Origin of the sequence: Streptomyces sp. AM6-12 (assembly GCF_044327085.1) — a bacterium.
Lineage (GTDB): Bacteria > Actinomycetota > Actinomycetes > Streptomycetales > Streptomycetaceae > Streptomyces.
Window position 1 is genome coordinate 1,344,485 of sequence record NZ_JBIQWN010000001.1, and the last position, 13,076, is coordinate 1,357,560.

Here is a 13,076-nt window from a genome sequence, read left to right on the forward strand (position 1 = left end):
CCATTTCCAGGAAGCTGAATTCGGCCTCACTCTCAGGTACGACGCTCCAGTTCCTCCGCGAATTCCAGCCACCGCTGGGCACAGCCGCGCGCCAGCTGGACGACCGAGGCGGTGCGATGCCCGGGCACAGCCTCCACGAACTGTTGCGCCCTGTCGCCCTGCAGCAGCAACGGGACGCTCATCATCTGCAGCAACGCCCGGCCCGCCTCCGTCAGCCGCAGCGAGGGATCCTTCCGCAGCTGTGTCACGAGCAGCGCCATGCCCGGGTCGCCGATCCCCGCTGCGGGCTGCGCCGCCGCGCGCGGCGCGGGCAGGGTGGGCGCATCAGTGTCGGCGGTCGTGTCGGGTCCGCGGAACCTGCGGGGCACGGGGTCCTCGCCGCGCCGCATGCGCGCCTTGACGTCGCGGGCCGTGGCCAGGGCGATGCCGGCGTCGACCGCGATCTGCCGCAGCGTGGCGTCCGGCCGCTCGGCCAGCAGCAGTCCGGCGCGTCTGCGGCCCTCGGCCGGGTCCACCGGCCGTACTCTGCCGTCCCGTCCCCTGCGCGCGTTCAACTGTTCGTCCTGGACAGTTGAACGCCGACGCACCGCCGCGACGGTGCCCGCGGTCACCCCGGTCACCGAGGCGACCAGCCGGTCCGACCACTGGGGGTGGGTGCCCAGTATCCGCACGACGGCGGCCGTACGGTCCGCTCGGGTCAGCGGCAGGCCGCGCGAGGTGTTCAGCCGTACCGATTCGACGAAGGCGTCCTCGTCGGTGCCCTCGAAGTAGCGGACGTCGATCCGGTCGTCGCCGCGCAGCCGGGCCGCGTGCACCCGGTGCACGCCGTCGATGACGTGGAGCGTGGGCCGGTGAACCAGGATGGGCGGCAGCGGGGTGGCGATGCGGGCGAGCTTGTGCACATGGGCTGTGTCCAGGCCGCCGGTGCGCGGCGAGTCCACGAGCCGCAGTTCGTCGAGCGGCAGGTTGGCAGGCCCGGACTGCCCGTCCGGGTGCGTCCGCCGCCGATCCGCCGCTTGGTCCGGCGCCCGATCCGTTGTTCGCTCCGCCGTCTGGTCCGCCGCCTCGTCCGGGCAGTCCGCCCGTCGCGCTAAGCCCACCGACACAACTCTTCCTTCCACTGTGGTGAAGGGGTTGGGAAGGGTCTGTGACACACCGTGTCCGAGACACACCATGACGCTAGACAGCGGACGGTGCAGCGTCAACGTGTCCGCCACAGCGGACGGCACTGCTCCGGCCACTGCGGTACACCGCTTCCCAAGATGTGCGGATCCGCGTTCCGAAAGCCGCCACCGACGTCTACTGCCCAGGTCATCGCGTCCCACCGGCACTCCGCATGACTCGAACCTCTGTCGCTCCCGAACGAAACGATTCCGACCTCAACCGTGCTGATGTTGACCGGAATACGCTCACGCCACGGCGCAAGACCGGACACACTGAAGGTGCGTGGGCTTCGTCCACTCCAGCGGACACGACTGCAGGCTCCGGAGCCACCCGCACGGCCACGGCTTCGCAGTCCGAAAGGCGACCTATGGACAGTGGTGAGTCAGCTCCCGGTGAGACGGGGCGGCCTCTGCTGCACGACCTGGGCCACCGGCTCGGCGAACTGATCGCCGCGCTGTATCCCGACGAGCAAAAGCGACCCGGCTACGCCCGGCTCTCCCGGATGATCCGGGAGAGCACGGGCGGCACGATCTCGGCTACCTATCTGTGGGAGCTCGTGACCGGCCGCAAGCGCAACGTCACGCTGGAACAACTGGGTGTCCTGGCCGAGTTCTTCGGGGTCCCGCTGGAGTACTTCGTCAACGACGAGGTCACGCGCCGGGTCACTGCGCAGCTGGCGCTCGCCACCGCGCTGCGCGACGCCAAGGTGCGCCACCTCGCGCTGCGCGCCGAGGGACTGTCCCCCGCGAGCCTGGACGCCCTCCTCACCATCGTCAACGAAGCCCGCCGCGTGGAGAACCTGGACCGGGTCGGAAAGAAGGTGCACGACGCCGGCGAGCAGCCGGACCGCCACGAAGACCACAGGCCGTGATCCCCCCACCAAGAAAGGCCCCCCACGCGGACGCTATGTCGAACGGATCCCTCAAGCTGCGTCGACGCTGTCAAGCGGTCATCGACCGGCTCGACCTCCCCCACGCCCTGTCCGTCGAGGCCCTGTGCCAACATCTCGCCGCCCGGCGCGCGAGACCGCTGCGTCTTCATACGCTGCCGCCCGAGGCAGCTACCCACGGTATGTGCGGACTGTGGCTCGCCACCGATACCGAGGACCACATCTTCTACGAACACCGCACCGCGCCACTCCACCAGGAACACATCATCCTCCACGAGATCGGGCACCTGCTGTTCAACCACCGCACGACGGCTCTGGACGATGAGGGCGGCTGGGGGGCGCTCTTGCCTGATCTCGGCATCCGCGCGGTGCAACGGCTCCGGCACCGTACGAACTACGCCACGCGCGAAGAGCAAGAAGCGGAACTGTTCGCCAGCCTCCTCGGCAGCCGTATCCACAACCCATACCGTCAGCAACCGGACGGCATCCTCGGCCGACTGGAAGTGGCCATGGGGGTCGACCGGCCGCACGACACACCGTGACCCACGGCGTCGCGGCACTCGGCGCCCGGCTCGAACTGCCCAGCGTGTTGCTGGTGTGGATCGCCGTACTGCTGCGCGGCCCGGCCGGTCTGCGCTCGGCGCCGCAGCGTGCCGTTTGGCTAGCCGTGGCCACCGCAGCCGCGGCGATGACGCTCAATCTGCCCTCCCTCATCGGCGCGGCCACTCGCCACAGTGAGGCGAACGTGGTCGCCGTGATCCGGAACGTTCTGGGTGTGCTGTCCGCGGGAGCAGTGCTGTACTTCGTTGCCCAGGCCACCGCCGACATAGGCCGGCTCAGGACTGCCCTCGCCCTCGCGGTTGGTTCCGTCCTGACCGTCCTGCTCTCACTGGACCTCGCGGCCTGGCCACACCTGCGCATCGGCGTCTCCGCCACCGGGTCACCCGCGCCCTCGCGGTTCTACTGGCTGCTTCTCATCAGCACGCATCTGGTCGCCAACTCCCTCTGCGTCCTGTTGTGCCTGCGCTATGGCACGCCCTCCGGAAACCTATCCCTGGCCACGAGCCTGCGTCTGTTCGGCCTGGGCACGGGACTGGTGAGCGTCTACTGGCTGGGGTATCTCGTCAGGGTCACCACCGGCGGACGATGGCCGCTGCCCTGGCTCGCACTGCTCATGGATCTGCACGGTGTGCTGCGTGCCCTGGCCATCATGGTGCCGACCTTCGCTGTGCTCCGGCGGGTGCTGTCGAGCATCGCCGTTGCCTGGCGCCTGTGGCCGATGTGGAACGATCTGGTCACCGCCGTTCCGCATGTGGCCCTGGCCAAACCGCGGCCCCGCATATGGGACGTGCTGTGGCCGCAGGTCCCGTACAGCGTGCTCTCCTATCGCAGGGTCATCGAGACGAGGGACGCGATTCTGGCTCTCACCGATTACATCTCGGCGGCACCCTCGTCACCCGGCCCGTCACCGAGGCGGGGCTCGTCCGCGGACCTAAGCGCCGACGAACTGGCCCATCTCGTCCAGGGCGCCCTGAACGCAAAACTCCAAGGCTCCATCCCCACCCGGCAAAGGGTGAATCTCGGCTCGTCCGGCAGCAGGGATCTCGCGGGCGAGACGGCCTTCCTGCTGCGGATGGCCAGGGCCTACCGCTCGGCCTCCCCACATGGAGGCGCCCGTCGACAGTGACCTGCTATGCCCGCGCCGTCCGCCCCGATCAGAACGCTGAAGCGTCCCGGCAGCTCACACTCGATCGCCCCCTCCGCACTTGCCCGCAACCCGGAAACGCTCACACGGCTCAGAAACAACGCCGCCCCCTTGAGGGCTTGCCGATCAATAACTCGCTGTCTTGATCTCTGATGGGCGGGTGGTCCCTGCCGCGTTCGTGAAGGCGTGGAGGTCATCGATGGTGCTGAGGCGGGTCTTGGCGGGGCGGATGATGTGTCCGGCAGCGTCGAGGAGTTGGCGGATGTCGCGGATGCGCCGGTTGAGGTCTCCGGGGTGACTGTGAAGAGGCGGGCGACGGCGACCTGAGGGAGCCCGTGCCGGTAGTGGAGGAGGGCGGCAAGGAGCCGGTCGGCCAGGGTGAGGACGTGGCACCGTCCGATGCCGGAGGCTGCCAGGCGGGGCCGGTGGCCGCGCCGCTTGTCCAGGTGCGCTTCTCGTTGGTTCTCGTGGAGGGCGGTGAGCGTGGTGACCAACGTGTCCCACTCCTCGGCCGACATTGCGGTCAGGCCCGAGTGACACAGCCACGCGAGGTCGGGGCTGGGCTGGTCGAACGGGTCCGGAGCATCACTGATCTGGGCATACGGTTCGGACGGACGCTGTAGTTCCAGTCGCCGTGCCAGTCGTGGCGGTCCAGGGGCAGGGCGGCCATCTGCCTGTCGCTGATGCGGACGCCGATGGCGTAGGCGGCGGTGTCGAGTTCGGAGCGGACGGTCAGGCCAGTACGGGTTGTGGTCGCCGCGGAACCGGCCTCCTTACAGCAAAATCACCGCGGAGATACACGAGAGCACGGGATACACCTTTTCGGCCACTTACCTCTGGGAACTCGCGACGGGCCGGAAGCACAACGTGACATGTGAGGTGCTGGCAGAGCATTTCGGAGTCACACCGGACTACTTCACCGATGAGGAGGTCTCCGAACGAGTCAGACGCCAGATGGAGTTTGCCGTGGCCTTGGGAAACAGCAAGGTTCGCAAGCTGGCCTTCCGCGCTGACGGGCTGTCGGAGGCAGGACTCGACGCCCTGCTAGAACGAGATGTTCAGCGAATCTGGCGCGGCAGAGGGCCTCACCACTTCTACCGACGAGGACTGCTGAGGGAGCCGTGGCGCCCGCAGTCAGCGCAAACAAGGGGAACGTCAGGTGAAGGGAACGGATCAGTACAGCGAGTTACAACGCCGCTGCAAGGGGATCTTGCGTGACCTCGGTGTCCGCCGATCACTCACCCTCGACGCGGTCCGCGAGCGGGTGGAGGAACTCAGGGGGCGCCCGCTCATCCTCAAGGAGCTGCCCGATCACATAGCAACGCCCGGAGCCTGCGGATTGTGGCTAGTACTGCAACGGTCTTTGCCGTGACGGGTGGCCAGCTGCGTCGTTGTTGTGGTTATGGGTGGGGACCTTGCTGACGTCAGGTTGTGGGCGCGTGAACTGGATGCGGTGCACGAGAGGTTCGTGCATCGTTTCAGCAGGTCGGAGCCGCGTGAGTCGGCTCTGGCCTATATGCGCGGGCTGATCGCTCCGCTGCAGCGCAAGAACGGCTGGACGCTGGCGGAGGAGGCCGGCCATGCGGGCCCGGACCGTATCCAGCGGATGCTGAACCGGATCGAGTGGGACGCCGATGAGGTGTTCGACGACGTGCGCCAGTACGTGGTCGACAACCTCGGCGCCCCAGACGCCGTCCTGGTCGTGGACGACACAGGGTTTCTGAAGAAGGGGACACGGTCGGCCGGGGTGCAGCGGCAGTACTCCGGCACCGCCGGGCGGACGGAAAACTGCCAGGTCGGCGTCTTCCTCGCCTATGCAACCGACCGCGGCCGGACACTGATCGACCGGCGTCTGTACCTGCCCACCTCGTGGACCGACGACCGCGACAGGTGCCGGCGGGCACGGCATCGACGACGACGTCGCCTTCGAGACCAAGGTGGCCATGGCCAAGGCGATGGTCCGCCGGGCGATCGCTGACAAGATCCCGTTTCGGTGGGTGACGGCGGACGCCGCCTACGGGTTCTCCAAGGGGTGGCGGTCCGAGCTGGAGAGGGCGGACGTCTTCCACGTCATGGCCACCACCCGCCACGACACCGTGGTCACCCGCTGGGCGATCGACCATCCCGTCCACGACCTGTTCAACGGGCTTCCCCGGCAGAAGTGGAAGCGCCGTTCCTGCGGCAGCGGGGCGCACGGCCTGCGGATCTACGACTGGGCACGCGTCGAAGTCAGACCGTGGCACCGGTCCGACCGCCGGCACTGGGTGATCGCCCGCCGCAGCGTCGCCCGCCCGCAGGAGATCTCCTACTACATCGCCTACTGCCCCGCCGGCACCACCCTGGATGACCTGATCCGCATCGCGGGCAGCCGGTGGGCCATTGAGGAATGCTTCCAGAGCGCGAAGCAGGGAGTGCGGCCTGGACGACTACCAGGTCCGCCGCTATCCCGGCTGGCACCGCCACATGACCCTCGCCATGGCCGCCCACGCCTGCCTGACCGTCCTGCGAGCCCGCGAGCTGGATGCGGACAAAGCAGAAACGGATCCTCCCAGCTCATCCACCTCAGCCTCGCCGAGATACGACGGCTGATCACCCGACTCACCGACCGCCGACCCACACCCGCGGAGCACATCCTGCACTGGACCTGGCGCCGACGACGACAACACCAGGCCCGCACCAGCCACTACAAACACCGCGGACACAGCCCCTGACCTGGCCACCCGTCACGACAAGCACGTTGCAGTACTAGAGCGTGTCTGATGGCTCTGGCGATTGGCCACGGGGTTCTGCCGTCGAGCGGTGCCCCACTCCCACATACTGCGCACCACGGGCTCCAGTGCCCGGCCCTGCGCGGTGAGGGTGTAGCGGACTCGTGGGGGCCAACCGGGGGTGCGGTGGCGCTCGATCACGCCCGCGCTGGTCAACTGGGCCAGCCGGTCGGAGGGGACCTTGTCCGAGAGGGTGGGCAGGGCGGCGGACAGTTCCGAGTACGTGGCCTGGCCACGGCGCAGGAACTCGCGGAGTACCAGGGGCGTCCATCGGCCGGCCAGCGTGGCGAGGGTGATGTCCACAGGGCAGTGCGGCTGATGGTCTGGTGGAACAAGGTCGCTGTCGGGACAGTCCGCCAGCGGGCCGCGGTCAACCGGCCGTGCGTGTCCAACCGTTTGGTGAGTCACGACAGCCCTTCCTAACGTCCGGTGTGAACAGCCCGCCCGCTTCTCTCGGGGGTCCTCATGCGTATCCATCACCTGAACTGCGGTTCTCTCCGGACGATTCCCCCGCTCGGCGCGGAACGCCTCATAGGCGCCGCGAGCGGCCAACTGGCCACCGTGTGCCACTGCCTGCTCATCGAGACGGACTCGGACGGGCTGGTTCTGGTCGACACCGGCCTTGGTACTGCTGACCGACGCGACCCCGAAGGGACGCTGGGCGCGGACTGGGTGGCCTACGCCCAGCCCGCGCGGGACCTCGCGGAGAGTGCGCTGCGGCAGATCATCCGCCTCGGCTACGCACCGCGGGACGTGCGGCACATCGTGCTCACTCATCTGCACCGCGACCACACCGGAGGGCTGCCGGACTTCCCCCACGCCCGGGTGCACGTGCACCCTGCCGAGTACCGGGCCGTCACCGACCCGACAGACTCGCACCACCAGCACAGCCGCGACCGCTTCATGCCGGTGCACCGGGCGCACGGCCCACTGCTGAGACCCGCCGTCACGGACGAGGGCGCGCAGTGGTTCGGCTTCCCGGGCGTGGCGCGTCCGCAGGGGCTGGCCTGCGAACTGCTGCTGGTGCCGCTGCCAGGCCACTCCGCGGGCCACGCGGGCGTCGCCGTGCGCGACGATGCCGAAAGGTGGCTCCTGCACGCGGGCGACGCGTACATGTACCACGGCGAGATCGAGCAGACCCCACCGCTGTCCCACCCCGCCTTCGCCCCGATCCAAGACGGAGCCCAGACCGACATCCAGGCCCGCCTCGCTACCCACGACCGGCTACATGCCCTGCGCCACGACCACGGAGACCAGGTCACCATCTTCAGCGCGCACGATCCCTGGGAACTCGCCCGTTTCACCACGCTCACAGGCGCGTGATCCCCCGGCAGACCGTCAACGGAGCCACAGACGGATCGCGGCGAGGGCCACCGTGCCGTGGTGACACTTCCATCTGCCGCCCCGCCCGGTGTTCTTCGGGAGATACGGCTCCAGACGCGCCCATTCTGTGTCCCTGAGATCGCCCCACCCCATGCGGCCGCAAACGATCCACGGCTCCCTCGCTATCGTCTTCTGGTGCTGCTACCTCGGGGAACTCTGCGCCAACACACCCCCGTGCTGCCCTAACTTTCCGTGCTCACGGGCATCCACGGCCTGTTGCGGCGGCCTCGCTCATGGTTCCCGCCGTAAGGACCCTCCTGCGCTCGACGTCCGCGCTCTGGACCGTCTGGCAGTTGTGTCCGCTGTGGCACGATCTAGTGACGGCGGTGCCCCAGGTCGCCCTCGCCCGCGGCGGACGCACCTGCATGAAGTACTGCGACCGCATTCGCCGCCGACTCTGCAGGCGCACAGGCAGACCATCGAGACGTATGACGCGCTCCTGGGCTTGCAGGCGTACCTCCGGCCCGACGAGTACCAGAAGGCGCACCAGCACGCCCAGCAGGCAGGTGTGCGTGGCGACCGGCTTGCAGCAGCCGCACTCGCCGGCGCACTGGGCCAGGCCCGGCGCGCCAAAATCAGTGGTGCGTCACCGTCCGCCCCTTGCCCACTGCTTAGTGGTCGACGCTCGAAGTCCTTCGGGGGTTGACCCGAGAACAGGGTTTGTTGCGAGACTGGTCCAGGTTGTTTGGTTGTAGAGCGAGGCTGCCACCAGGGTCGGGCCGCCGTATAGCGCCGCCGCTGCTGCTCGCCGGGCCCAGTCGCTGATCGCCCAGTCAGGGGTGTCGTTGACGAGTATGTCAACGACACCCTGATGGTCCAGACGGCGAGGCGGGCATGTGTCAGCCCAGTGTGTACTCCAAAACGTAGGAGTGGCTGCCGTCTTCGGACTGGGTGATCTCGAAGGCACCCGTGATCCCCGCGAGGTCACCGGAACCTGTTCCCTGGACCACGCGGATCGCGATCTGCTCACCATGGCTACCGGGCGCGCTGTGCTGGAGGACGAAGGAGCCCTTGCGGCCGTTGAGTTCGCCCGTGAATCGCTCCACGGCGACATAGGCGGCGGGACTGCCCTCGATGTCGGCCACCGACAGCATGTGCACGGTGCTGGTGCCAGCCAAGCCGCCCTGGAAGGTCTTGGTGATCCGCACACGGCCAAGCGCGGCGCCCGGGCCTTCGTCGAGCACCTCCGGTTCGAATGATGTGAGGTCGAACGTTCCGCTGGCCTTCGTGCTCATTCCGCACCCCTCGAATCTTGATCGTCTGTATCGCGCAGCAGCCTTGCACACAGCACTGACAATCCCTGCACGATGACCGTCGAAAGCCCGGCTCAGTACTTGCGGCAGCGGGCCGGCAGGGCGTCGACGTCATGACGTCGCGGGATGCAGGGACGGGTGTGGCCTGGTGTCGGCCCGTACTCCGTTGTCCTCGAAGGATCGGCTGCTTTCCTCCCATGCCCCTCGCCTCCGCCGTGCCCGTCGTGCTGACCGCCTCCGAGCGCCACCGGCTGAAGAAGATGGCCTACGGTCACAAGACTTCGCATCAGGCCCGGCAGCGGGCAACCATCGTGCTACTGGCGGCCCGAGGGCGCCCCAACGCCCGGATAGCCGCGCAGACCCGGCTGCACGTGGACACGGTGCGCACCTGGCGGGGCCGCTTCGCCGCTGGAGGCATGCCCGCCCTGGCTGACCGCAAGCGGTCTGGCCGGCCGGTCTCGTTCACCGCGCTGCAGGTTGCCGAGGCCAAGGCGCTGGCCTGTCAGTTACCCGCCGAGACCGGCGTGCCGCTGTCGCACTGGTCGTGTCCGGAGCTGGCTCGGGAGGTGGTCGCCCGGTCCATCGCCGGGTCGATCTCCGCTTCCACGGTGCGGCGCTGGCTCAAGCAGGACGCGCTCAAGCCCTGGCAGTACCGGTCCTGGATCTTCGTGCGCGACCCCGCCTTCCGACCCAAGGCCGCGCGCGTGCTGGACCTGTACGCCCGCACCTTCGACGGCGTCCCGCTGGGCGAGGACGAGTACGTGATCTCCGCGGACGAGAAGACTTCCATCCAGGCGCGCTGCCGCTGCCACCCGACCCTGGCACCTGGACAGGCCCGGGCGATGCGCGTCAACCACGAATACGACCGCGGCGGCGCGTTGGCCTACCTGGCCGCCTACGACGTCCATCACGCCCGTGTCTTTGGCCGCTGCGAACCCAAGACCGGCATCAGGCCCTTCATGAACCTGGCCACCCAAGTCATGACCACCGAGCCCTACGCCAGTGCCAGACGCGTCTTCTGGATCGTCGACAACGGCTCATCCCACCGAGGGAAGAAGGCCATAGATCGCTTGACCAGGGCGTTTCCGAACGCTGTCATGGTCCACACCCCCCGTGCACGCCTCCTGGACGAACCAGATCGAGATCTTCTTCTCTATCGTCCAGCGCAAGGTCGTCTCGCCCAACGACTTCACGGACCTCAGCGAGGTCCGGGACCGGCTCCGAGCTTTCGAAGACCGCTACAACGCCACAGCACAGCCGTTCCAGTGGAGGTTCACCACCTCCGACCTGGACGATCTGCTGGCCAGGCTCGACCGACACACACTCGATCGGCAGGAAGAATCCTCCGCCCGTCTCACCGCATGATCAACCCCCGAAGGACTTCGAGCGTTGACCACTAAGAACCTGGTGCGCGCGAGCGCGGGTTATCGCCTCCGGCGGAGTTGTTTGATCTTGATGTGGCCAGCTCGCGGATGACCGACGACTGTGAGCCTCGGGCAGGCCGGGTCCGCCGGTGCGGTGGCCTTGTTGCTGATGTGAGCGGTATTGGTGCTCGACGCATCGATCTGGACCGCCCAGCCCTGCGGGACGATCAACTGGATGCCGCCCGTGCCGCACCTCGCCTCAACGGTGACATCACGGTGCGCACAGGCAGCCTCGGTGAAGTCGATCACGATGCTCAGCATCTTGCACTCGGCGACGATTCTCCGGGGAACTGTCCACCGGCCGCCCTGCTTGATATTGCCCAGACGGGTCTTGAGAACAAGCGTTTCCGCATCAGTGCCGGCAGGCAAACCGGAAGGCCGCTCCTGCGGCAGGTCGGCCACCAGGACGTCGAGTTCGGCGTACGTCTTCGCGCTGTAGGCCCGATCGAGTCGCTCCTCCAAATCGGCAAGGTCGATACGGCCATCCCCCGCGGCAACTCGCAGCCTCTCGGCCACCGACTCCCGGTCGGCATCTCCTGCCCGAGGCTCCACCGCGCCCTGCGACGCCGCCAGCTCCTGCCCCTGCTCCCCACCCGTCATAGTGAGACTGTAACCGCACGGGCGAATCACCAACGCACATCATCGGCTACGGCGTCAACCCCCGAAGGACTTCCGGAGCCGACCACTTAGCGTGGTTCACGACAGCCCGGCGATGCTGCTGGGAATCGCTCGGATGTGGCCCTCCATGGCCGACGCGCTTCCGTACCGCGGGCTCCTCAGCGAACGTCGTCGGAGCGCCCGTCCCGGCGTGGCGCGACATGAAAGTCGAACGCGAGCGTTCCGGGGTCGAGGGCGGTCGCCCCACCATCGACGGTGAGCACAGCGCCGTTGACGTACGAGGCTGCCGGAGACAGCAGCCAGCTGATCGCCTCCGCGATCTCATGCGGCTCGCCCGGCCGGCCCATTGGCACCGGCATGGTCGCCTCATCGTAGGCGGCCTCGACACCACCTGGCAGACCTGTTTCTTCAGCAAAGCGGGCCATGCGTCTGTCGGCCATCTCACTGCGCACCCAGCTCGGGCACACGGTGTTGGCGCGAAGCCCTCGACGCCCGTAGTCGACGGCGACGGACCGGCATAGCTGGAGCAGAGCTGCCTTGGACGTGGCATACGGGGCGTTGCTCGTTCCGTTCCGCAGTGCCGACACAGAAGCGACTGCGACTACCGACCCCCTGGTTTCCAGCAAGTGTGGGATGGCCGCACGCAGAAGCAGCAGCGGACCGGTGAGATTGGTGCGCATCACCTCGTCCCATTCCTCCAGCGACAGGTCTCCAACACTCCCGCCGCGCCCAATGCCCGCGTTAAGCACCAGCCCGTCGAGACGTCCGTAAGCGGCCAGGGTTGCCCGGACGAGACCGCCGGCCGCATCCGGGTCACCGATGTCAGACGGATAGGCCAGTGCCCCGGCCTCTCGTTCGACGCGTTGCAAGGGCTCGGCCCGCCGACCGGAGACGACCACGTGGTGGCCTTGGCCGCACATCAGCCGAGCGGTGGCCTCTCCTATGCCCGTACCTCCGCCAGTCACGATGACAACGCGCTTGTCCGTCACTGCACTTCCGCTCCATCCTTGCGATCAGACCCGCCAGATGCGGGCGTCCGTCGTCGAGAAACCTATCGCCCACTCACCGGGCGCCACGGTGGCTGCTGGACAGATCCGGCCACGGCCGACTACTGAGGCCGCTCAGCCTCGATCCACCGCGTGATCGGCGTGTCGCCCGCCGCCGGGGACAGGACGGGTCGGGGCCCACGCCCATGGGCCCCGTCAGACGGTATAGAACAACCGCCAGACCCTTCCCCGCCGCAGCCCTGTTCACCTCTGCCGTGCTGGAATCGTGCTGGGGCCTCGGGACGGCGCTCGCTCTACAGCAGCGCAAGCTGTTCCGCAAGGCACCGCGTACACCGGCCCACACCGCACCCGCGCGCCCTGCATAGAGCCGAAAGAGTGGCCAAGGGCAGTGGGAATTCCCTGGGACTTTTCTGGGACTTCCGGCTGCATCAACGAGCACGAGCGTGAAACAGCCGAAAGGGCATCCGCGCAGGTCAGCGCCCCGCGACCACTCATCACCGCAGGTCACAGCGCTCGCTGGTCTCTTCCCCGATATCTGACCAGCAGGACTCACCAGGTATGCGCTCAGCGTCGAGCCCCCTGTGGCCCCAACGGTGCTCGCCGAATTGCCACGGTCTGACCTGCCCACATGGAGCCTGACACCCCATCAGAACGAGCGTCAAATGAGCGTCACGAGCGTCATTTCAGCGTCAAGATATCGCCCGTAACGCCCACACCGCACATAATGCGCACGGACAAAACCGCAGGTCAGGCGCCCTTAGCTGCCGGTTCAAGGATGGCGACGCACTCCACGTGGTGCGTCATCGGAAACATGTGGCAGGAACACGAACCTGCCGTAATCGCAGTTCGATCGGGGTCTGAGGCC

10 protein-coding genes and 4 pseudogenes are annotated in these 13,076 nt (G+C 67.7%); 7 read left to right on the top strand and 7 right to left on the bottom strand.

The window, feature by feature from the left end:
* Positions 1-32: 32 nt before the first annotated feature.
* Positions 33-1,100, bottom strand: coding sequence for a ParB/RepB/Spo0J family partition protein (locus ACE4Q9_RS06070; RefSeq protein WP_397983190.1), 1,068 nt, complete (start codon positions 1,098-1,100; stop codon positions 33-35).
* Between the two features lie 431 nt (positions 1,101-1,531).
* Here ACE4Q9_RS06070 and ACE4Q9_RS06075 point away from each other — a divergent pair, with 431 nt between their 5' ends.
* The 3 genes from ACE4Q9_RS06075 to ACE4Q9_RS06085 are packed head-to-tail and all read left to right on the top strand — an operon-like array spanning position 1,532 to position 3,740.
* Positions 1,532-2,035, top strand: a complete 504-nt coding sequence (locus tag ACE4Q9_RS06075) for a hypothetical protein (protein ID WP_397983191.1) — start codon at positions 1,532-1,534, stop codon at positions 2,033-2,035.
* Between the two features lie 35 nt (positions 2,036-2,070).
* Entirely contained in the window at positions 2,071-2,595 is a 525-nt protein-coding gene (locus ACE4Q9_RS06080) for a hypothetical protein (protein WP_397983192.1), read from the top strand.
* A complete protein-coding gene (locus ACE4Q9_RS06085; protein WP_397983193.1) occupies positions 2,592-3,740 on the top strand; it encodes an MAB_1171c family putative transporter in 1,149 nt (382 codons plus the stop codon). The genes ACE4Q9_RS06080 and ACE4Q9_RS06085 overlap by 4 nt, the downstream gene beginning before the upstream one ends.
* Positions 3,741-4,365: 625 nt before the next feature.
* Here the strand turns inward: ACE4Q9_RS06085 and ACE4Q9_RS06090 are convergent.
* Positions 4,366-4,518, bottom strand: a pseudogene (locus ACE4Q9_RS06090) (ISAzo13 family transposase); the annotation flags it as partial.
* Positions 4,519-5,160: 642 nt separating this feature from the next.
* Here ACE4Q9_RS06090 and ACE4Q9_RS06095 point away from each other — a divergent pair.
* Positions 5,161-6,347 (top strand): annotated as a pseudogene (locus ACE4Q9_RS06095) (IS701 family transposase).
* 134 nt (positions 6,348-6,481) lie between these two features.
* On the opposite strand, the gene ACE4Q9_RS06100 reads toward ACE4Q9_RS06095, so the two are convergent.
* Entirely contained in the window at positions 6,482-6,829 is a 348-nt protein-coding gene (locus ACE4Q9_RS06100) for a winged helix-turn-helix transcriptional regulator (RefSeq protein ID WP_397983194.1), read from the bottom strand.
* A gap of 162 nt (positions 6,830-6,991) precedes the next feature.
* Between ACE4Q9_RS06100 and ACE4Q9_RS06105 the strand changes: the two genes are divergently transcribed.
* Positions 6,992-7,849 (top strand): MBL fold metallo-hydrolase, encoded by an 858-nt coding sequence (locus tag ACE4Q9_RS06105; RefSeq protein WP_397983195.1) that lies wholly within the window; start codon positions 6,992-6,994, stop codon positions 7,847-7,849.
* A 48-nt stretch (positions 7,850-7,897) separates the two neighbouring features.
* Here the strand turns inward: ACE4Q9_RS06105 and ACE4Q9_RS06110 are convergent.
* Positions 7,898-8,002: pseudogene (locus ACE4Q9_RS06110) on the bottom strand (IS5/IS1182 family transposase); the annotation flags it as partial.
* Positions 8,003-8,142: 140 nt separating this feature from the next.
* Here ACE4Q9_RS06110 and ACE4Q9_RS06115 point away from each other — a divergent pair.
* A pseudogene (locus tag ACE4Q9_RS06115) lies at positions 8,143-8,555 on the top strand (DUF6545 domain-containing protein).
* 193 nt (positions 8,556-8,748) lie between these two features.
* Here the strand turns inward: ACE4Q9_RS06115 and ACE4Q9_RS06120 are convergent.
* Positions 8,749-9,144, bottom strand: a complete 396-nt coding sequence (locus tag ACE4Q9_RS06120) for a DUF3224 domain-containing protein (protein WP_397983196.1) — start codon at positions 9,142-9,144, stop codon at positions 8,749-8,751.
* A 215-nt stretch (positions 9,145-9,359) separates the two neighbouring features.
* Here ACE4Q9_RS06120 and ACE4Q9_RS06125 point away from each other — a divergent pair, with 215 nt between their 5' ends.
* On the top strand, positions 9,360-10,562 hold the full coding sequence (locus ACE4Q9_RS06125; RefSeq protein ID WP_397983197.1) for an IS630 family transposase: 1,203 nt from the start codon (positions 9,360-9,362) through the stop codon (positions 10,560-10,562).
* 24 nt (positions 10,563-10,586) lie between these two features.
* Here ACE4Q9_RS06125 and ACE4Q9_RS06130 read toward each other — a convergent pair whose 3' ends face one another.
* Positions 10,587-11,186, bottom strand: a complete 600-nt coding sequence (locus ACE4Q9_RS06130; protein ID WP_397983198.1) for a DUF1707 domain-containing protein — start codon at positions 11,184-11,186, stop codon at positions 10,587-10,589.
* Positions 11,187-11,362: 176 nt separating this feature from the next.
* A complete protein-coding gene (locus ACE4Q9_RS06135) occupies positions 11,363-12,193 on the bottom strand; it encodes an SDR family NAD(P)-dependent oxidoreductase (protein ID WP_397983199.1) in 831 nt (276 codons plus the stop codon).
* Positions 12,194-13,076: the final 883 nt, after the last annotated feature.